Origin of the sequence: Panacagrimonas perspica, from assembly GCF_004364935.1 — a bacterium.
GTDB lineage: Bacteria > Pseudomonadota > Gammaproteobacteria > Nevskiales > Nevskiaceae > Panacagrimonas > Panacagrimonas perspica.
Genome location: NZ_SOBT01000010.1, coordinates 45,439 through 65,667 on the forward strand (window position 1 = coordinate 45,439; position 20,229 = coordinate 65,667).

The 20,229-nt window shown below is 67.8% G+C and carries 17 protein-coding genes; 10 read left to right on the forward strand and 7 right to left on the reverse strand.

Annotated features, from left to right (window positions below):
* Positions 1-120 precede the first annotated feature (120 nt).
* The 4 genes from DFR24_RS16940 to DFR24_RS16955 all read left to right on the forward strand — a co-directional run bounded on the left by DFR24_RS16940 (position 121) and on the right by DFR24_RS16955 (position 5,533).
* Positions 121-831, forward strand: coding sequence for a hypothetical protein (locus tag DFR24_RS16940; protein ID WP_133882626.1), 711 nt, complete (start codon positions 121-123; stop codon positions 829-831).
* On the forward strand, positions 828-3,161 hold the full coding sequence (locus DFR24_RS16945; RefSeq protein WP_133882627.1) for an ATP-dependent DNA helicase: 2,334 nt from the start codon (positions 828-830) through the stop codon (positions 3,159-3,161). The genes DFR24_RS16940 and DFR24_RS16945 overlap by 4 nt, the downstream gene beginning before the upstream one ends.
* Positions 3,162-3,215: 54 nt before the next feature.
* A complete protein-coding gene (locus DFR24_RS16950; RefSeq protein WP_133882628.1) occupies positions 3,216-5,105 on the forward strand; it encodes a hybrid sensor histidine kinase/response regulator in 1,890 nt (629 codons plus the stop codon).
* 224 nt (positions 5,106-5,329) lie between these two features.
* Positions 5,330-5,533: a hypothetical protein gene (locus DFR24_RS16955; protein ID WP_133882629.1), complete on the forward strand. Its 204-nt coding sequence runs from the start codon at positions 5,330-5,332 to the stop codon at positions 5,531-5,533.
* A gap of 149 nt (positions 5,534-5,682) precedes the next feature.
* Here the strand turns inward: DFR24_RS16955 and DFR24_RS16960 are convergent, their stop codons facing one another.
* On the reverse strand, positions 5,683-6,939 hold the full coding sequence (locus DFR24_RS16960) for an oxygenase MpaB family protein (RefSeq protein WP_210772537.1): 1,257 nt from the start codon (positions 6,937-6,939) through the stop codon (positions 5,683-5,685).
* Positions 6,940-7,024: 85 nt separating this feature from the next.
* Here DFR24_RS16960 and DFR24_RS16965 point away from each other — a divergent pair, with 85 nt between their 5' ends.
* Entirely contained in the window at positions 7,025-7,711 is a 687-nt protein-coding gene (locus DFR24_RS16965) for a TetR/AcrR family transcriptional regulator (protein WP_133882630.1), read from the forward strand.
* Between the two features lie 118 nt (positions 7,712-7,829).
* Here the strand turns inward: DFR24_RS16965 and DFR24_RS16970 are convergent, their stop codons facing one another.
* From DFR24_RS16970 to DFR24_RS16980, 4 genes are all read right to left on the reverse strand, one after another.
* Positions 7,830-9,440 carry an AMP-binding protein gene (locus DFR24_RS16970; RefSeq protein ID WP_162851280.1) on the reverse strand — a complete coding sequence of 537 codons (1,611 nt, stop codon included), beginning with the start codon at positions 9,438-9,440 and terminating at the stop codon, positions 7,830-7,832.
* A 103-nt stretch (positions 9,441-9,543) separates the two neighbouring features.
* Positions 9,544-9,690: a hypothetical protein gene (locus tag DFR24_RS24480; RefSeq protein WP_162851281.1), complete on the reverse strand. Its 147-nt coding sequence runs from the start codon at positions 9,688-9,690 to the stop codon at positions 9,544-9,546.
* Positions 9,691-9,754: 64 nt separating this feature from the next.
* The gene (locus DFR24_RS16975; protein WP_133882632.1) at positions 9,755-10,102 is read right to left on the reverse strand and encodes a GFA family protein; all 348 of its coding nucleotides are present in this window, start codon (positions 10,100-10,102) and stop codon (positions 9,755-9,757) included.
* 17 nt (positions 10,103-10,119) lie between these two features.
* The gene (locus DFR24_RS16980; RefSeq protein ID WP_133882633.1) at positions 10,120-11,322 is read right to left on the reverse strand and encodes a vWA domain-containing protein; all 1,203 of its coding nucleotides are present in this window, start codon (positions 11,320-11,322) and stop codon (positions 10,120-10,122) included.
* 72 nt (positions 11,323-11,394) lie between these two features.
* On the opposite strand from DFR24_RS16980, the gene DFR24_RS16985 reads away from it, so the two are divergent.
* From DFR24_RS16985 to DFR24_RS16995, 3 genes are read left to right on the forward strand one after another with little or no spacing between them, the layout of a single operon-like run.
* Positions 11,395-12,027, forward strand: coding sequence for a DNA-3-methyladenine glycosylase family protein (locus DFR24_RS16985; protein ID WP_133882634.1), 633 nt, complete (start codon positions 11,395-11,397; stop codon positions 12,025-12,027).
* On the forward strand, positions 12,024-13,001 hold the full coding sequence (locus DFR24_RS16990) for an MBL fold metallo-hydrolase (protein WP_133882635.1): 978 nt from the start codon (positions 12,024-12,026) through the stop codon (positions 12,999-13,001). The genes DFR24_RS16985 and DFR24_RS16990 overlap by 4 nt, the downstream gene beginning before the upstream one ends.
* A gap of 54 nt (positions 13,002-13,055) precedes the next feature.
* Positions 13,056-15,290 carry a penicillin acylase family protein gene (locus tag DFR24_RS16995; RefSeq protein WP_133882636.1) on the forward strand — a complete coding sequence of 745 codons (2,235 nt, stop codon included), beginning with the start codon at positions 13,056-13,058 and terminating at the stop codon, positions 15,288-15,290.
* Here DFR24_RS16995 and DFR24_RS17000 read toward each other — a convergent pair.
* Entirely contained in the window at positions 15,265-15,756 is a 492-nt protein-coding gene (locus DFR24_RS17000; protein WP_133882637.1) for a DUF11 domain-containing protein, read from the reverse strand. The genes DFR24_RS16995 and DFR24_RS17000 overlap by 26 nt on opposite strands.
* Before the next feature lie 245 nt (positions 15,757-16,001).
* On the opposite strand from DFR24_RS17000, the gene DFR24_RS17005 reads away from it, so the two are divergent.
* The gene (locus DFR24_RS17005) at positions 16,002-17,141 is read left to right on the forward strand and encodes an acetyl-CoA C-acyltransferase (RefSeq protein WP_133883091.1); all 1,140 of its coding nucleotides are present in this window, start codon (positions 16,002-16,004) and stop codon (positions 17,139-17,141) included.
* Positions 17,142-17,208: 67 nt separating this feature from the next.
* On the opposite strand, the gene hmpA is transcribed toward DFR24_RS17005, so the two are convergent.
* Positions 17,209-18,390 (reverse strand): NO-inducible flavohemoprotein, encoded by a 1,182-nt coding sequence (hmpA, locus tag DFR24_RS17010; RefSeq protein WP_133882638.1) that lies wholly within the window; start codon positions 18,388-18,390, stop codon positions 17,209-17,211.
* Between the two features lie 160 nt (positions 18,391-18,550).
* Here hmpA and norR point away from each other — a divergent pair, with 160 nt between their 5' ends.
* A complete protein-coding gene (gene norR, locus DFR24_RS17015) occupies positions 18,551-20,191 on the forward strand; it encodes a nitric oxide reductase transcriptional regulator NorR (RefSeq protein WP_133882639.1) in 1,641 nt (546 codons plus the stop codon).
* Positions 20,192-20,229: the final 38 nt, after the last annotated feature.

Here is a 20,229-nt window from a genome sequence, read left to right on the forward strand (position 1 = left end):
GAACGCGCAGCCACTTGCGACTGCAGCACAAGGGAGAAACGAGCCATCGATCTTCCTGCCTCGCCGATCCCGACCTCGATGGGCACGTGGACGCCGCATGGCGCGATAATCGGACCGCGCATGAAGCCACCCCCGCTAACGACGCTGCCCCGCTCCCACGGACGGCGGCTACGCGACTACTACCGGTCGGCCGGATGGCCCTGCCAGGACACGATCGAGATCGACCTGCTCAACGCCGGACTGATCGAGCGCATCTCGCGCAGCGCATCCGAACTCGACGTCATCCGCGTCACCGATTCCGGCCTGCATGCGCTGGGCACCTGCCTGGTTCGAAACCGCCGGGCCTTCGACGCGCACGAGGCCCTGGTCGCGCAAGTGACGCAGGATCTCGCGCGGGCCGGGCGCCTGGCGTATCGCAACCTGATGTTGAGAGGCCGTGTCGGTGACGGCTGGAAGCCCTGCCGGCCGGATGTCTATTCGATCCGCTACACCTCGGTGGCGGCCTATGCGCGCCCGGTGATCCACGAGGTGAAGGTGCGCCGCGCCGACCTGCTGTCCGACCTGAAGAACCCGGACAAGCGCGCCGCCTACCAGGCGCTGTCCTCGGAATTCTTCTACGTGATGCCCGAAGGCCTGGCGACACCGCACGAGATTCCGGAAGACTGCGGCGTGCTGTTCGCCGGCGATGCCGGCCTGCGACTCGCCCGTCCTTCCGAGCGTCGCACGGTGCAGCTCGGCGTCGCCGAGTGGATGAGCCTGGCGCGACGCGGCGCCGAGTTCATCGACACCGCCGACGACGAGCAAGGCCTGCTGGGCGAGCGCGACCCGTGAGCGCAGCGCCGGCCACCGACACCTACCGGATCTCGGTTCGCGAACTCGTCGAGTTCACTGCCAAGACCGGCGACCTCGACCTGCGCTTCACGCCGGCACCGACGGCCGAGGAAGGCATCGCCGGTCATGCGCGTGTACAAACGCGTCGCGGCGCCGGATACGTACGCGAGTTGCCGCTGACGGCGCATCACGAGTCGCTGCTGCTGCGCGGCCGCGCGGACGGTTGTTCGGCCGACGGCAACGAACTCGAAGAGATCAAGACGTTCCGCGGACGGCTGGACCGCATTCCGTCGCAGCACACCGCGCTGCACTGGGCGCAGCTCAAGCTCTACGGCGCGATGCACTGTCGCGAGAAGGGGCTGGAGCAGGTCAGCCTGAAGCTGACCTACTTCGACATCGTTCGCGAGAAGGAGACCTCGTTCTGCGAGGTCTATCCGCTCGCTGACCTGGAGCAGTTCTTCGAAGATCACTGCGGCCGCTTCCTGGCCTGGGCACGGCAGGAACAGGCGCATCGCCGGCATCGCAACGAAGACCTCGCCACCCTCGCCTTCCCGTTCGCCGAGTTCCACGCCGGTCAGCGTCATCTCGCCGAGGCGGTGTTCCGCACCGGCCGCGACGGCGGCTGCCTGATGGCGCAGGCGCCGACCGGCATCGGCAAGACCGTGGGCACGTTGTTCCCGCTGCTGAAAGCCTGCGCGCGCGGCGAGATCGACAAGATCTTCTTTCTCACCGCCAAGACGCCGGGACGCCAGCTCGCGCTGGACGCCGTGCATCGCTTGCGCGCCTCGGATCCTGCACGTCCGCTGCGATTGCTCGAACTGGTCGCGCGCGACAAGGCCTGCGTGCATCCCGACAAGGCCTGCCACGGCGATTCCTGCCCGCTCGCGAAAGGCTTCTACGACCGGCTGCCGGCCGCGCGTACCGCCGCCGCGGTCACGCCGCATCTGGGTCAGGCCGCGGTGCGCCGCCTCGCCGACGAGCACGCGATCTGCCCGTACTACCTCGGCCAGGAAATGGCGCGCTGGTCCGATGTGATCGTCGGTGATTACAACTACTACTTCGACGGCAGCGCCCTGCTCAACGCGCTGACCACGGCCAACGACTGGAAAGTCGCGCTGCTGGTGGACGAGGCGCACAACCTGCTCGAGCGCGGCCGCGCGATGTATTCGGCGGAACTCGACCAGGCACGGTTCGCTGCCGTGCGCTCGGCCGCTCCCGTTGCGCTGAAGGCGGCGATGGATCGCGTGAACCGCGAATGGAACCGTCTCGTGCGCGACCAGGAAGCGGACTACCAGGTCTACGCCGCACCGCCGCTGGCCCTGGTCGAGGCGCTGGGCAAGCTGACCTCGGCCATCACCGATCATCTCGGCGAAGCGCCGGATCGCATCGATCCCGGGTTGCAGGAGTTCCTGTTCGACGCCCTGCACTTCCGCGCGCTGGCCGATGTGTTCGGTCCGCATTCGATCTTCGACGTCAGCCTTCGACACTTTGGCGGCCGACGCTCCAAGCCGGCCGCGATGCTGTGCCTGCGCAACGTCGTGCCGGCGCCGTTCCTGTCCACGCGACTGGCGGCGGCGCAGAGCGCGGTGCTGTTCTCCGCGACCCTGAGTCCGACGCCGTTCTATCGCGACATGCTCGGTGTGCCGGAAGCGGCGAAGACGCTGGACGTGGCCTCGCCGTTCTCCTCGGACCAGCTCGACGTGCGCTCGGTCGGCCATGTGTCCACGCGCTTTCCCGACCGTGCGCGCTCGGTGGCGCCGATCGCCGATGTGATCGCCGCGCAGTATCGCGAACGGCCGGGCAACTACCTCGCGTTCTTCAGCAGCTTCGACTACCTGCGCGAGATCGCGTCCGGTCTCGCGCAGCGCCATCCCGACGTTCCGCAGTGGAGCCAGACACGCGGCATGGACGAGGCGGCGCGCACCGCGTTCCTCGAGCACTTCGCGCCCGACGGCCAGGGCATCGGCTTCGCCGTGCTGGGAGGCGCGTTCGCCGAGGGCATCGACCTGCCGGGCAGCCGCCTGATCGGGGCGTTCGTGGCGACCTTGGGTCAACCGCAGGTGAACCCGGTCAACGAGCAGATGAAGGACTGCATCGAGCGCCTGTTCGGCAAGGGCTATGACTACACGTACTTCTATCCGGGCATCCAGAAGGTCGTGCAGGCGGCGGGACGCGTGATCCGCACCGCCAGCGACGAGGGCACGCTGCTGCTGATCGACGATCGGTTCGAGCGACGATCCGTGCGCGCGCTGCTGCCACCGTGGTGGCGTGTTCGTGCGGCGTGCGTTCCGGCCGGCGACCGGATTCCCGCCGTCGGTGAACCGCGCTAGCGTATGACGCACCGAGCCCGTTCACGGTAGACGCGTGAGAGCCTCCCGCCTGCGATGACGTCTGCTTCCTCCTCGTCTGAAGAAGCGCGGATGCGCGCGCTCGTCTCCGTCACCAGCACCGTGGTGTGGGTGTTGTCGGCCGAAGGCCGGGTCGAGGAAGAACAACCCGGCCTGCAGGGCTTCACCGGCCTGAGCTTCGAGGAGGTTCGCGGCGACGGCTGGACGCGCGCGCTGCATCCCGACGACTACGCGCGGGTGCTGGACGAATGGGCCGGCTTCCTGCGCCTGCAGGCGCCGGCCGAGATCCACTACCGCATGCGCCGGCACGATGGCGAATACCGGCACATGCGCGCCCGTGCCGTACCGATGTTCGACGAGCACTGCCGGCTTCGCGAATGGGTCGGCGCCAACGAGGACATGACGGCCTACGAGCAGGGCACCGACGAACTGCGCGACCGCGAGGCACGGCTGATGCAGTTCGCGGACTCCCTGCCGCACATCGCCTGGGAACTGGATCCTTCCGGGGCTGCGGTGTGGGTCAACCGCCGTCTGCAGGAATACTCCGGCTGCGAGACGTCCAGCGTGCTCGGCTGGAAGTGGGCGGATCTGTTCCACGAAGACGATCGCGAGTCCTACATCAGTGGCCTGCGCCGCGCAGTCGAGCAAGGCCAGGCGTTCCGGCTGGAGGCGCGCGTTCGCCGCGCCGATGGCGAGTACCGCTGGTTCCAGCTCGCCAACGCGCCGCAGTCCACGAAGCACGGCGGGATCTATCGCTGGTTCGGCACCGCGACCGATATCGACGATTCGTATCAGGCCACAGAGAAGATCCACCGCTTCCTGGCCACGCTCGCGCACGAACTGCGCAATCCGCTCGCGCCGATCTCCAACGGCATCCAGATCCTGCGCATGCCGCAGTCCGGCGAGCAGGCGAAGGAATCCGCACTCGCCACCATCGAGCGGCAGACCGCGCACATGGTGCGTCTGCTCGACGACCTGATGGATCTGAACCGCGTGCGCAGCGACAGAGTCGTGCTGCGTCGCGCGCCGACGCCGCTGTCGACGGTGATCAACACGGCGCTGGAAACCAGCCGCCCGGCCATCGAGAAAGGCCAGCATCCGCTGCGGGTGAATCTGCCGGCCCGCGCGCTGAGCCTGCATGCCGACGCCACGCGCCTGACGCAGGTGCTGTCCAACGTGCTCAACAACGCGGCCAAGTTCTCGCCGGACCAAACACCGATCGACGTCATCGTCACCGAGCAGCCCGGCTTCGCGTGCGTGGAGGTGATCGACCGTGGCATCGGCATGCTGCCGGAGATGCTCCAGCGTGCGTTCGACATGTTTGCGCAGGCCGATACCAGCGTGGAGCGCAGCTACGGAGGACTGGGCATCGGCTTGAACGTCGCACGGCGCCTGGTCGAGATGCACGGCGGAACGATCGAGGCCGCGAGCGACGGGCCGGGGCGCGGCAGCCGCATCACGATCCGCCTGCCGCTGTCGACGAGTGAAGCGGGCGACGAGCCGGTGAGCACCGAGGGCGAGGCCGATCTGTCGTCGCGTCGTCGCGTGATGGTGGTGGACGACAACGAGGATGCGGCGCGCATCGTCTCGATGCTGGTCGAATCGCTGGGGCACGTCGTGCGCGCCGCGAGCACCGGAGCGGATGCGCTGAATCTGGCGGAACACTTCCGGCCCGAGGTGGCGATCCTCGACATCGGCATGCCGGGCATGAGCGGCTACGAACTCGCCCGCCGCTGCCGGCAAACCGTGTGGGGGCGACATGCGCGGCTGGTGGCGCTGACCGGTTGGGGCCAGGAAGCGGACCGTCAGAAATCCTTCGAGGCCGGCTTCGACCACCACCTGGTGAAACCCGCCGGCTCGGCGGCCTTGCGCAAGATCCTGCTGGAGCCGGTCGGCGAAGGCGGCCGCACCCCCCGGACGCCGTAACGGACGCGGCCGCGCAGGCCGCCCGCAATTTGCTGACCGGCCTGCCCGATCCCGCGTAATTCGCCTCGCCAGAAGCACGTCCACCGTCCGGACGCCGCCCCGGGCAATGCCTTCAAGACGTTGACTTCAAGAGGAAATTCTCTCCCGGATCATGACCGGAGCAAGCTTGCACGGTCCGTGCTCGATCAGTGAGGCGTCACACCTACAGACCAAGGAAAGACACCATGTTCGCTGTCAACGACGACGAAATCCTTTTCGACGAAATCCTGCAGTCGGGCCTCGAAGCAGAGCTGCAGCGTCTGTCGTGCGTCGCGCGCTCGACCGGCCTCATCGACGATGGCAGCGAAAGCTCCCTGCAGCGTCTCGACCAGTCGGCGGACGACATGTGGGGCGCCTATACGACGCCGGCCTCGCCGGTTCGCCACTAGTTCCCGCAGGGCGGCGGCGTCCAGGCGCGTCGTCGTCATCCGCTTCGTCCAGAACGTCCTGACGACGGCTGCGATGCCTTGCGTCGCATCGCGTCGCTGAAAAATCCTCTGCGCGCCGAACGGACATCAACGGCGGTCGGTCGATCGCGTCAGGTCTTTCCCGCCGCCGACGAAGGATGCGCGCCGCCTGCAACCGACTGCCCCACGACGGCCGCCTGAGTTCCCGACAACAGTTTCAGGAATCGCTCCTGCGCCTGGCGTCCTCTGCGTGCCGCGCGCTGCTTGCCACCGGGCACGATCCGGCTCGCGAGATGACGCGTCAGATTGACCGGCATCATCAGCAGCGGATACCAGGGCAGCACCTGACTGGGAAGTCCAAGCTGACGCATGCCGCGACTCCCCAGAAACAGGCGGCTGATCGACAGATGCTTCGAACGCTCCAGCCGTCCGCGTAACCCCGCGAAACGGGCGTAAGGGCGTCCCAGGGGCTCATCGGCCATCGGCCGGGCGAGCTGCGCGCTGGTCTCGTCGGGATTGGCGAGGCTCAGCAAAAGTTGACTGAGCAAGGTGAGCGCGGCGTTCTCGTCGGCCGGCAGCCACTCTTCCTCGACGCCCATCAGCCAGCCGATATAACGCGTCAGGTGCACGGCGGCTTCGCGTTCATCGCGCGTCTGCGGCATGCCCATCAGGCGCGCCGCGAGCAGCGGGACGATCAGCGCTCCGAGCAGCGTCGCCGACATGTCCGGCTGATTGATCGGCAGCCCCCACTCTTCCATGCGCCACGCCGGTAGCTGGCGCACATGCCGCCGGACCAGGCCGTGGATCAGACGCACCTGCACCGTCGACTTGTAGCCCGGTCCGAAGCGATCCATGCCGCCTTCGCCGGTGCAGTCGAGCGCCCAGCGCAGGGTCTCGGCGAAGCGGCGCGCGGGCCCTTTCTCGAGCGCACCGGTGAGCAGCAAGGTCTTGTTGAACGCCGAGGCCTGATAGCCGCCGACCAGCGCGACATCGCGTCCTGCATAGGTTGCCGCCACGCCGGCGCGGCGATGCAATTCCGCGCCGATGGACAGCTTGCGCTCGTCGAGCCAGTCCGGACACGCTTCGATCTTCTCGAAGAACTCGCGCAACGGCGGCGGCGCGTCGTGCACCGTGGCGATGCCGTTCTCCAGCGCGCGATCGAACAACGCGCGCGACTCGCGCATGCCATTGGCGAACATCCACTCGACCAGCCGATCCGCCGGCCCGTCACCGCGCATGAAGTGCTCGCCCATGCGCTGCCAGAGTTGGTCCGAGGGCGCTTCGAGTGCGGGCATCAGGCGATGCAGCAGTCCGAGGATGCGCTGCATCTCCGGGCTCGCACGATGGCGACCCGGAACGAAGCCCATGGCGAAATCCTGGGTGCCCATGCTGCGTCCCGCTGGCGCGCCGACTTGACGCGACCCGACTCTATTGCGAACGTTTATTCGCATTCAATTCGCGTTAGGCCCTCTCGTGCGCAAGAAACCGGTGCAGCAGCGGTCGCAGCAGATGGTCGACGCGCTGATCGAGGCGGCCGGCCAGGTCATCGCCGAGCGCGGGCTCGAACATTTCACGACGGTCCAGGTGGCCGAGCGCGCGAACGTCAGCGTGGGTTCGCTGTACCAGTACTTCGCCAACAAGGATGCGCTGCTCGCTGCGCTGGTCGACCGGCTGAATCGCGAAATGGGCGAGATGGTGAGCCGCATCGCACCCAGCCTGCTGCAAGCCGATCCGCAGACGCTGGTGCGCGGCCTGCTGCACGCGGCCTTCGATTTCCTCGGCGGTCGCGAAGGCCTGTACATGGAACTGCTGCGCAACTGGTACCGGCTGGACATCCAGCGCAGCCTGCACCGCTTCGAACAGCAGATGCTCGAGATCACGCGCGCCTACGCGCTGACGCACGTCGCCGACCTGCGGCTGGATCACGGGCCTGCGAAAGGCTTCGTCATCATCAACAGCGTCGTCTTCACGCTGCTGCGATACCTCAGTTTGCCCAACCGCGCGCTGTTCGATCGCGATCGACTGGTCGAAGAACTCACGACGATGGTGGCGGGATATCTTTCCGCGGGCCGGCCCAGGAACCCACGGAGCAAGGCGGCCACCGTAACCCGGGCGAAGCCCGGGACAGGACGCTCGAAGCGCAATCCCGTCCGCATTTGAGCGCCACCCCGGGCTTCGCCCGGGCTACGGTCGGAATCGATCCTGGGTGGCCGCGCAGGAAAGCAATCAAGAAAAAACTTTGCGCCTCTGCGGTGAAAACGCCTGAACGCCCCGAAAGTCAGCCGGCCGCAATCGACTCCCGCCACGCACTACGCACCTGCGCGCGCTGCACCTTGCCCGACGCCGTACGCGGCAGGGCCGTCGTGAAGCGGATGCTGCGCGGACACTTGAATCCAGCCAGGCCTTCGCGCGCGAACGCACGCAGCGTGTCGGCTTCCACCTGCTGGCCCGGCCGCAGTTCCACCATCGCATGCACCGCCTCGCCCCAATGCGGATCGGGCAGGCCGATGACGGCGGCTTCGAGAACCGCGGGATGCAGGCGCAGCCGCTCTTCGATCTCCACCGGATACACGTTTTCGCCGCCGCTGATGATCATGTCCTTGATGCGGTCGGTCAGATACAGAAACCCGTCCGCGTCGATTCGACCACCGTCACCGGTTCGATACCAGCCGTCGACGAGCGCTTCCTGCGTGGCCTTGGGCAGATTCCAGTAACCGAGCATCGCGGTGGGCGTGCGTACCCAGATCTCGCCCGCTTCGCCGACGTTGAGCAACCTGCCTTCGCCGTCGCGAATCTGGACCGCCATGCCCGCCAGCGGCCGTCCCACCGACTTGAGAACCTGCGGCCGCGAAAGATCATGGTCCGCGTTGGGCAGATAGGTGCAGGTGCCGGTGACCTCGGTCATGCCGAAGGCCTGACCGAACTCGCAGCCGAACGTCTCCATCGCCTCGCGCAGCAGCGACTCGCCGATCGCCGATGCTCCATATGCGATCTGCTTCATGCGCGGCGCGGGACGCCCGCCGGCGCGGATCGCATCGACCAGCGCACGGATGACGGTCGGCACGATGAAGCTGCAGCCGGGGTTGTACTTCTCGATCAGCGGCAACAGGTTTGCCGGTGAGGGGTCCGCGGTGAGCACCATCGTCGACAGCCGCGTCAGGCCGATGAGCATCCAGCTCGTGCCGGCGATGTGGAAGTTCGGCATCGCCGAGAGATGCGTGGTTCCCGCCTGCCAACCGGCGTAAGAGCCGTCGATCATCTCGCAGTGGCGCGCATAGGTCAGGCAGCCATGCGTGAGCTGCACGCCCTTGGGCTTGCCGGTGGTGCCGCTGGTGTACATCTGCACCACGACCTGATCGAGCTCGTGCGGGCACTCGCTGGCAGGCGCGTCACCAGCCATCAGGCGCCGCAGGTCGCGGGAAGCGGCCGGATCGTCGGTGGGCAGGATCTCCGGCTGCATCGTCAGCCCTTCGCAGGCCTTCATCGTCACCGGCATCAGGTCGGCGTCTGCGATCAGGAACGCCGCGCCCGAATCCTGAAGCTGATAGGCGATCTCCGGCGCCGTCAGACGCCAGTTGAGCGTCACGATCACGCAGCCCGCGCGCAACGCACCGAACAGCATCGGCATGTACAACTCGTTGTTGCGCCCCAGATAGGCCACGCGTGCGCCGTCGACCAGTCCACGCGCACGCATCGCGGCGCAGAACGCGCGCGTCATGCGCTCGAGTTCGCGGTAGCTCATCGTGCGGCCGCCGCCGTCCGCGAAAATCACCGCGGTACGATCGGGGCATTGCGCGAGGCCGCGTGCGGGAATGTCGCCGACCCACGGCAACGGCACGTCCTGCGGCAGCGGCTTGCCCTCCAGATGGGCAGGCTTCGACTCATTCATTTCCGCTCTCCTCCCTGAAGCCTCGCAACTTCGCCGACCGGTCCCCGTGGTGCAAGCCCCGTCGGGGGGAGGGGCCGGACTCATTAGCGGGACTGCCGCCGCGTCAGCGCTTCGATCTCTTCGCGGCGGCCAGCGCCTCCGCGTCCTCGAGCAGCGTACGACGGTGGGACGGCACGCGCCGCTTAGGGTCGACGCCATATTCCATCGGCAAAGCCAGCAGTTTGTGGCCGATGCGATCGTCGTCCGGCACGTTGAGCGGGCGGATATTCAGCGACGACGCGGGATCGCCGTTGCCGCTTGCGGCGCGGTCCGGGTCAGACCGCGCGTCCGTCGAAATGCTGGACCTTCAGCGCATCGAGATCGATGCCGTCGACACAGCGCAGGTTGATCGCCGCCATGCGGTTGCCCTTGGGATCCGTGCCTTCGCCGAACGGGTGGATGCCACACGTCGCACAGAAGCGATGCTGGATGACGTGCTTGTTGAACGTGTAGGTCGCGAGGTCGTTCTCGCTGCTGAGCAACTTGAGCGCGTCGCGCGGCACGAACCACAGCAGCGAGCCCTTGCGCGAGCAGATCGAGCAGTTGCAGGCCATGGCGCCGTCGATCTGGCCTTCGACCTCGAACTTCACGTTTCCACAGTGGCAGCTTCCGGTGTGCGTCATGTCGCGCTCCGTTGCGCTCAGACCATGGCCAGCGACGAGCCCGCGTGGCCCAGCCGGCGCATCGCCTGGTCGAGGCCTTCGAGCGTCATCGGGAACATGCGATCGGCGCCGATCAGCTCCTGCACGATCTTCACCGACGGCGAGTACTCCCAGCGCTGCTCGTTGTCGGGATTGAGCCAGACCAGGCGCGGGAACACATTGCTCAGGCGCTTCATCCACACGGCGCCCGCCTCTTCGTTCCAGTGCTCGATGCTGCCGCCCGGCTGCACGATCTCGTAGGGGCTCATCGAGCCGTCGCCGACGAAGATCACCTTGTAGTCCGGCGTGTACTTGTGCAGCACGTCGAACAGCGGGATGCGCTCGTTGTTGCGGCGCAGGTTGTCCTTCCACACGCTCTCGTAGATGAAGTTGTGGAAGTAGAAATACTCGAGATGCTTGAACTCGGTCTTGCAGGCGCTGAACAGTTCCTCGCAGACCTTCACGTGCGGATCCATCGAACCGCCGACGTCGAGGAACAGCAGCACCTTCACCGTGTTGCGCTTCTCGGCGACCATCTTGATGTCGAGCCAGCCGGCATTGCGCGCCGTGCTGCTGATGGTGTCGTCGATGTCCAGCTCGTCCTGCGCGCCTTCGCGCGCGAACTTGCGCAGGCGGCGCAGTGCGACCTTGATGTTGCGCGTGCCCAGCTCGATGCTGTCGTCGAGATTGCGGAACTCGCGTTTCTCCCAGATCTTCACGGCCTTCTTCTGCCCGCCGGCGCCGCCGATGCGCACGCCCTCCGGGTTGTAGCCGCCGTTGCCGAACGGCGACGTGCCGCCGGTGCCGATCCACTTGCTGCCGCCCTGGTGGCGTTCCTTCTGTTCCTCGAGGCGCTTCTTGAGCGTCTCCATGAGCTGATCGAGTCCGCCGAGCGCCTGGATCTTCGCCTTCTCCTCGTCGGTGAGCAGCTTGTCCGCCTGCTTGCGCAGCCACTCCTCGGGGATGGATCCGAACAATTCGCCGGTGACGGCCTCGATGCCCTTGAAATAGGCGGCGAAGGCCCGATCGAATCGATCGTACTGGGACTCGTCCTTGACCAGCGTCACGCGGGCCAGGTGATAGAAGTCGTCGAGCGAGAACACGGCGACGTGCTTGCTCAGCGCCTCGAGCAGCATCAGGAATTCCGACAGCGAGGTCTTGACCCCCGCTTCGCGGACGGTGAGGAAGAAAGTGAAGAGCATGGGGAAACTCCAGGACTTGCTGCATTCTACGACCGTCCGCCCGTATTGCCCGATGCGTAACAAGGATTCCCCATGCTGATCGAACGCGACGTCATCGCCGGGGCCGAGCGTCACCTTTCCCGCCGGTGCCCCCACATGCGGCGCCTGATCCGCTCGCACGGCCCCTGCCCGATCGGCGCCACGCGGCGCGATCCGTTCCAGGTGCTGTGCAGTTCGATCATCAGCCAGCAGCTCTCGGTCAAGGCCGCGGCCACCATCCAGGAGCGCGTGCATGCGCTGGTCGGGGCGAAGAAGCGCATGACGCCCGCGCAACTCCTGGCCGTGACACCCGAAGCGCTGCGTGCCTGCGGACTGTCGAACGCCAAGGCGAAATGGCTGCAGGCGCTGGCCACGCAGGTCGCGTCCGGCGAGCTGAATTTTCGCAAGCTCGCAAAGATGGATGACGCCGCCGCACTGGTGACACTCGACGCGCTACCCGGCGTGGGCCTGTGGACGGCCGAGATGTTCATCATGTTCGCGATGGGTCGGCTCGACGTGTTCTCGATGGGCGATGTCGGTCTGCGCAACGGCGTCAACCGGCTTTTCGGCGAGGGCGCGAAACTCGACGAACCGGCGACGCTCGACATCGTCGAACGCTGGGCGCCGTATCGCTCCGTCGCGAGCTGGTACCTGTGGCGCTATACGGAGAATGCTCCGCTGAAATGAACACGGCACCGCCAACGGGCGCTTCGCGCGGCAGCGACGGACGCTTCCTCAACAACCATCGCAACGAGTCGCACGGCGGCCCGTCGCTGCTCAAGTTCCTGCGCGACATGCGCCGGCGTGGCTGGAAGCGGCCCACGTTTCCCAAGGCGCACAACGATCCGGCATGGCTCGCGGCCAATCGCACGCAGACCACGTTCACGTGGATCGGTCATGCGAGCTTCCTGGTCCAGCTCGGCGGCCTCAACATCCTCACCGACCCGGTACTGTCCAGGCGCACCTCGCCGGTCCAGTGGGCCGGACCGGGTCGCCTGGCGCCGCTGGGCCTGACGTTCGACGAGCTGCCGAAGATCGACGTCGTGCTGATCTCGCACAACCACTACGACCATCTCGACGACCCGACCGTACGCCAGCTCGCCGCGCGCGACGCACCGGAGTTCGTCGTGCCGCTCGGACTGCGCGAGTGGTTTGCGAAGCGTGGCATCGGCAAGGTCACCGAACTCGACTGGTGGCAGTCGGCCGAACCCTGCGGCCTGCGCGTGCACGCCGTTCCGGCGCAGCACTTTTCGGGACGCGGCGCGGGCGATCGCAATCGCACGCTGTGGTGTGGCTTCGTCTACGAAAAAGAAGGACAGCGCCATTACTTCGCCGGCGACACCGGATACGGGCCCGACTTCGCCGGCATCGGCACGCGCTTCGCGCCGATCGACGTGGCGATGATCCCGATCGGGGCCTACGACCCGCGCAGCTTCATGCGCCCGGTGCACGTGGATCCGGATGAAGCGGTGCGCATCCACCAGGATGTCGGCAGCCGGCTATCGCTGGCGATGCATTGGGGGACGTTCCGCCTCACGCTCGAACCGCTGGACGAGCCGCCGGTGCGCCTGACCGCGGCACTCGAGGCAGCGGCGATCGCGCCGGATCGCTTCGCCGTGATGGCCCACGGCGAAACACGGGTGCTGCCGACGACGGGCTGAGCGACGCGACCCGCATTTCTTCCCGCTGCAATCTACGGCGCGAATACTGCGCCGATGCCTTCAGCGACACTCGATCAACGACTGGCCGTATTTCCTGGCGCGAACCTCGCGCTGCGCCGCCCGGTACAGCTGCGCTGGAACGCCCACGCGGTGCCGTACATCGACGCCCGGACCGACGAGGACGCCGCCTACGCGCTGGGTCTGGTCCACGTTCACCTGCGCTGCGCGCAGATGCACCTGCTCAAGCGATTGGCGCAGGGCCGCGTGTCCGAGATGTTCGGGCCGTTCGCCGTCGAACTGGACCACGCGCTGCGTCTGCTGGACCTGCCGGGTGCAGCGGCGAAATGCGAAGCGGCGCTGTCTGCGGAATCGCGAAGCTGGCTCGAGCCCTTCGTTCGCGGACTCAACGCGGGGCAGGCGCAACTGCGCAACCTGCCGCCCGAGTTCCGCTGGCTGGGACTGCGCGCCGAACCCTGGACGCTGACCGACGTGCTCACGCTCGGCCGCCTCGCCGGTGCGGACGTCAACTGGACGCACCAGGTCGCGCTGCTCGCGCTGCGCCACCGGCCGGATTTCCGGACGCTGTGGCAACGGCTGCGCGTGGCGGGCGGCACCGCCGGCGCCGGAGCCTTCGGACAACTGCTGGCCCAGGTGTCACGGGCCGGCAGCAACAGCGTGGCGATCGCGGCGAGCCGTTCGGCCAGCGGTGCGCCGCTGATGGCCAACGATCCGCACCTGGGCCAGCACCTGCCGAATTTCTGGATGCTGGTCGGGCTGCGCTGCCCGAGCTATCACATGGTTGGCCTGATGCCGCCGGGGCTTCCCTTCGTCGGCGTTGGCGCCGGCCCGCGTTTCGCGTGGGGCGGCACCAACATGCGCGCGGCGTCGAGCGACCTCGTGGACGTATCGAGGCTCGAGGCATCGGAAATCCGGACGCGCCAGACGGTCATTCGCGTGCGCGGCCTCGGCACCCGGCGCCGCACCGTGCGGGAGACCCGCTTCGGCCCCATCCTCAACGATGCGAAGCTGCTGAAGGTGAAAGGAGACGCGGTCGCCCTGCGCTGGATGGGCGCGGAGCCCTCGGACGAGATCGGTGCCTTCCTCGCCGCCACCCGTGCGACGACGCCGGATGAATTCCGGACCGCCTTCAAGAGCTTCGGCGTCTGCGCCCAGAACATCCTGTTCGCGTCGCGCGACGGCGCCATCGGGCACGTCTACGCCGCGCACCTGCCGCGGCGCAGCGATCTTCCCGATACGTCACCGGTGCTGTCTTGCGCACAGGCCGACGCCGCCTGGAGTACCCGCTGGGACGCCACCACCCTGCCGATGACCTTGAACCCGGATTGCGGGTTTCGCGTCTCCGCCAACGACCGGCCGCAGTTCACGCAGGCGCCGCTGGGCTTCTTCTTCAGCGAAGGTGACCGCGCGGCTCGCCTCGCCCAGCTCGCCGCCCGCACCGGGCTGGACCTGGCGCAGCTCGGCGCGTTGCAGAACGACACGCTCGTTCCCGGCGCGGCGCGCCTGGCGGCTGCACTGGCGGGCCGCCTCACCGAATCCGGCGTCCAGGGCGGATGGATCGATGCGCTACGAAAATGGGATGGCGACTACGCGGTCGATGCGGCCACGCCGGTTGCCTTCGAAGCGCTGCTGCACGGGATCGCCAGCCGGCTCGCGCCGCAACGCGAAGCGCAATCGGGGCTCGGGCTGGATGACGAATGGGGGCGCCACACCCGTCTTCTGCTGCCCGACCTCGATGCGCTGGGTGCTGCCGAGCGCCAACGCCTGTTGCGCGATGCCGCCCGCGACGCTCAGCGGGCGCAGTCGCGATATCCGGCCTGGGGCGACATGCACCGGCTGCGCATCGGCCACGTGCTCAGCCTGGTTCCCTGGCTCGGTCGACGGCTGGTCGTCGCGGAATGGGGCGCCGGGGGGACCCGCGAATCGCCGATGAAGAATTCCCACGGCCTGGTCCGTGGCCGTCACCCGGTGCAATACGGCGCGCAGGCGCGGCATCTGTCCGATCTGTCCGATCCGGACGCGAACCACTTCGTGCTGCTGGGCGGCAACGATGGCTGGATCGGCAGCCCGCAATACGCTGATCAGATCGCCTTGTGGCGGGAACGGCGCTATCTGCAGATGCCGCTGAGCGCAGCGGCCATCGAGCGCGAGTTCCCGATCGCGATGGACCTGTTGCCGCACCAGCCTTCCGGCAGCGAAGCTCCGGCGCGACCCCAACCGGAGGCCCCAACCGGAACGTCGTCGGCTACTTCACCATCGCCCGCAGGCTGACGTAGCCGTTCTCGCCCGGCTTGATCGGGCGGGCGGTCTTCCAGCGGACGTGGGTGATGTCGGCGGCGGCCGCAGGCCGCGAGGTGCCGTCGATGCCCGGCACACGCAGCGTGTCGAGTGGCCCGAACGTGAGCCCGTCATCGATCGAGACCTCGAGCTGCGCACCGACGCTGCGCGCGGCATAGGACTGGTAGACCAGGTCTGCCGGCAGCGGATTGGTGATGATCACCTGCATCGGCTGGGGCCCCGTATTGGAGTACCCAACCTCGTAGATGACCTCGGAACCTGGCCGCACGTTGGCGGCCGGCACGCGCTCCACCTTGCGCTTGCCGTCGGCGCCGACGACCCAGCGCTCCTGGAAAACCTGCGTGCGCAGCTTGATGGCGTCCGGCGAAGCATGGCCTTGCAGCGTCCACAGGACGAACAGGGACACAACCCACGCGAGGCGCGCTTTGACTGAAAGCATGATGACTCTCCCGCCCGCTGATCTGCCTGCCCACCCGTCCCTCTATGGGGACTTCGGCCGGAGGCCGTGTGGGTTGGGGGCTGCAGCTTAACCGGGCTGTCATCTTGGGGGCAGCAGGAGAATCCCTACCCGGCCGGTAGGGGCGCCGCCTGGCCCGCAGCGGCGATAATGGGCGCTGCACCCCTCGACTGGAGTTCTTCGTGTCTGCAAACGACATCGTCATCGCCGCCGTTTCCCGTACCCCCATGGGCGGCATGCTCGGCATTCTTTCGCCGTTTTCCGCCGCCCAGCTCGGCGCGGCGAGCATCAAATCCGCGGTTGCGCGCGCCGGGCTGAAGCCCGAGGACGTGCAGGAAGTGATCATGGGCTGCTGTCTGCCCGCCGGTCAGGGCCAGGCCCCTGCCCGCCAGGCCGCGCGCGGCGCTGGCCTGCCGGACGCCGCCGGCGCCACCACGATCAACAAGATGTGCGGTTCGGGCCTGAAGGCCGTGATGCTGGCGCATGACCTGATCAAGGCCGGTACCAACACCGTGATGGTCGCCGGCGGCATGGAATCCATGACCAATGCGCCCTATCTGCTGCCCAAGGCGCGCGGCGGCTACCGCTACGGCCACGCAACGATGTATGACCACATGGCCCAGGACGGCCTCGAGGACGCGTACGAGCGCGGCACCGCGATGGGCGTGTTCGCCGAGCGTTGCGTCGACAAGTACGCATTCAGCCGCGCCGAGCAGGACGCGTATTCGATCGAATCGCTGCGTCGCGCCAAGCTGGCGGGCGAAGACGGCAGCTTCGCGTTCGAGATCGAGCCGCTCGAATTGGCCGGCAAGGACGGCACCACCAGGATCGACAAGGACGAGCAGCCGGCCAAGGGCCGTCCCGACAAGATCCCGAGCCTGAAGCCGGCGTTCAAGAAGGACGGCACGATCACCGCGGCCAATGCCAGCTCGATTTCCGACGGCGCGGCAGCGATCGTGGTCATGAGCGGCGCCGAGGCGGCCAAGCGCGGCATCAAGCCGCTGGCGAAGATCGTCGGTCACGCCACGCACTCGCGTCTGCCGGCCGAGTTCACGACCGCGCCGGTCTACGCGGTGCAGGCGCTGCTCGACAAGCTGGGATGGAAGGCGGCGGACGTCGACCTGTGGGAGATCAACGAGGCCTTCGCGATCGTCGCGATGGCCGCGATGAAGGAGCACAAGCTCGATCACGCCAAGGTCAACATCCATGGCGGCGCCACCGCGCTCGGCCATCCGATCGGCGCGTCCGGCGCGCGCATCCTGGCCACCTTGGTCGGCGCGCTGAAGAAGACCGGCGGCAAGACCGGCATCGCGACGCTGTGCATCGGCGGCGGCGAAGCCGTGGCGCTGGCCATCGAGATGCTCTGAGTCCCTGCGGACGTGGCACGGAGCTCGTTTTCCGTGCCACGTTCCGGGCGGGGGCGACGCGCGGCGCTCAGTCGTCGAGCGCCGAAGCAGGCCCGAAGAACTCGTGATGGCATTGCGCCTCGGGCACGCCCAGCGTGCGCAATGACCTGCGCACCTGCGACATGAAAGGCTTGGGCCCCAGGAAATAGACGTCGATGTCGCGCTGCTGCGGCAGCCAGGCCGACAGATGCTGGTCGGTCAGCAGGCCGGTGCCGTCGGCGGTATCGCCTTCGCGCGGCTCGCTGTAGCAGACGTAGCGCCGTACCTGCGGGTGGCGCTGCACGACCTCCTCCAGATGTTCGCGAAACGCGTGCACGCCGCGATGGCGGGCGCAGTGGATGAAATGGATGTCACGCCCGCTGCCCAGCGCGGTCTGCAGCATGCTCAGCGCCGGCGTGATGCCGACGCCCGCGGTGATCAGCGCCAGCGGCCGGTCGGAGGCCTTGAGCGTGAAATCGCCCGCCGGCGGAAACAGCTCCAGCGTGTCGTCCGGATTCACGGCGTCGTGCAGATGGCGCGACACGCGGCCCTGCGGTTCGCGCTTGACGCTGATGCGGTACTCCCGCCCGTTGGAGGGCGCGGACAAGGAGTAATTGCGCCGGTGTTCTTCACCGTCGAGCAGCACGCGCAGACCGATGTACTGGCCGGGCTGGAAATCGGTGACCGCGCCGCCGTCGACGGGCTGCAGGTAGAACGACGTGATCTCTTCGCTTTCGGAGATCTTGCGCACGACCCGAAAGGCGCGCGCGCCGCGCCAGCCGCCGGGTGCTGCGGCATTGGCCGCATAGACGCCCTCCTCGGCCTGGATCAGCAGGCTGGCCAGCATCTGGTAGGCCACGCCCCAGGCTTCCAGTACCGCGTCGGTCGCGACGGCCTCGCCGAGCACCTCGCGAATCGCCCGCAGCAGGCAGGCGCCGACCGCCGGGTAGTGCTCCGGTCGCACCTGCAGCGAGACATGCTTGTTGACGATCTGCCCGACCAGCGGGCCGAGCGCCTCGAGCCGGTCGATGTACCGGGCATACATCAGCACGCCGTTGGCCAGCGCCCGCTGCTGGTCGCCACTGGCCTGATGCGCCTGATTGAACAGCGGGCGGACTTCCGGATGCTGGTCCAAGAGGATCCGGTAGAAATGACGCGTCAGCGCCTCGCCGCCGGTTTCGAGCAGGGGAACGGTGGCCTTGACGATGTCGCGTTGGGCGGCGGACAGCATGGACAGGATTCTCCGAAGGGTGCCGCCGGCGGAAAGTGCCGGCACGTCCCCGTTACAAGACCGATGCCACGCAAAGCCACCTTCGAGATCAGCCAGATAGTGAGGCCGTTATCATTCGGACATCGCCCCTGATGAATCCAAATGACACGACGCTGTTGAAATGACTGCAAACGCCCTGCTGCTCGCCGCGCTGCTGCCGGTGGTCGACGACCTCGCCCGCGAACTGCCCGAACACGAGCGCTATCGCCGCCTGCTCTCGGCGCTGCGCGCGCTGATCCCCTGCGACGCGGTGGCACTGCTGCGCCTGGACGGCGCGCACCTGATCCCGCTGGCGGTGGAGGGCCTGGTGCCGGACACGCTGGGGCGGCGCTTCCGCGTGGATCAGCATCCGCGGCTGTCGGCCCTGCTCGAACAGCGCGGACCGCTGCGCTTCCCGGTCGACTGCGGACTGCCGGATCCCTACGACGGGCTGATCGAGGGACCGCGCGAGCCGCTGGAGATCCACGACTGCATGGGATGCGCGCTGCGCATCGACGATCGCCCCTGGGGCCTGGTCACGCTGGATGCACTGGAGGCCACGCGTTTCAAGCCGCACGAGCTGGAAAGCCTGGAGGCCTTCGCACGCTTGGCGGCGGCGACGGTCAAGGCCGCGGAACGCCTGCGCACGCTGGCGCGGCGCGCCGAGGACGAACATCGGCTGGCCGAGCATTACCGCGAGGTCGCAGCGCAGTCGGACACGCCAGAGATGATCGGTCAGAGCAGCGTCTACCGGCGACTGCTCGGTGAAATCGACGTGGTCGCCGCCAGCGAGCTGACCGTGCTGATCACCGGCGAGACCGGCACCGGCAAGGAACTGGTGGCGCAGGCCATCCACGTCCGCTCGCCGCGCGCCCGGCGGCCGCTGGTGAGCGTCAACTGCGCGGCGCTGCCCGAGACGCTGGTGGAGAGCGAATTGTTCGGCCACGTGCGCGGCGCGTTCTCTGGCGCCGTGGCAGATCGCCGCGGCCGCTTCGAACTGGCCGACGGCGGGACGCTGTTCCTCGACGAGGTCGGCGAACTGCCGCCGGGCGTCCAGGCCAAGCTGTTGCGCGTGCTGCAGAGCGGCCAGTTGCAGCGGGTCGGATCCGATCGCGAGCACCGCGTCGACGTGCGCATCCTGGCGGCGACCAACCGTGATCTGGCCGAGGAGGTGCGCGCCGGCCGCTTCCGTGCCGATCTCTATCACCGCCTGAGCGTCTACCCGCTGCGGGTTCCGCCTCTGCGCGAGCGTGGCCGCGACGTGCTGCTGATGGCGGGTCACTTCCTGGAGCAGAACCGTTCGCGGCTGCGCGTCCGCAGCCTGCGTCTGACCGCAGCCGCGCAGGCCGCCCTGCTGGCGCATGACTGGCCAGGCAACGTGCGCGAACTGGAGCATCTGATCGGGCGCGCCTCGCTCAAAGCGCGCGCGCGCAGCAACGAGCGGCTGCGTATCGTCAGCATCGAGCTGCAGGACCTGGACCAGCCGGCCGTACCGCCGGTGACGGGGCCGATCGCGTCGGCCGCGGCGCCCGACACCAGCCTGGACCTGCGTCGCGGCGTAGACGACTTCCAGCGCCAGCAGATCCGGATCGCGCTGGAACGCTCGCAGGGAAACCGCGCGGCAGCGGCGCGGGCGCTGGGGATCGACCGCGCCAACCTGCACCGGCTCGAACGCAGACTGGGATTGCCCGAGGCAGCGCCGCCAAAGGCGCAACGGGAAACCCGGCGCGAAGCGGCCGGGCACGCGCGCAACGCCGGCCCGGGATCGCTCAAGCCGGTCTAGAACCTACGTCTCCCGCCTCCTTTTCACGGAGGGAGAAC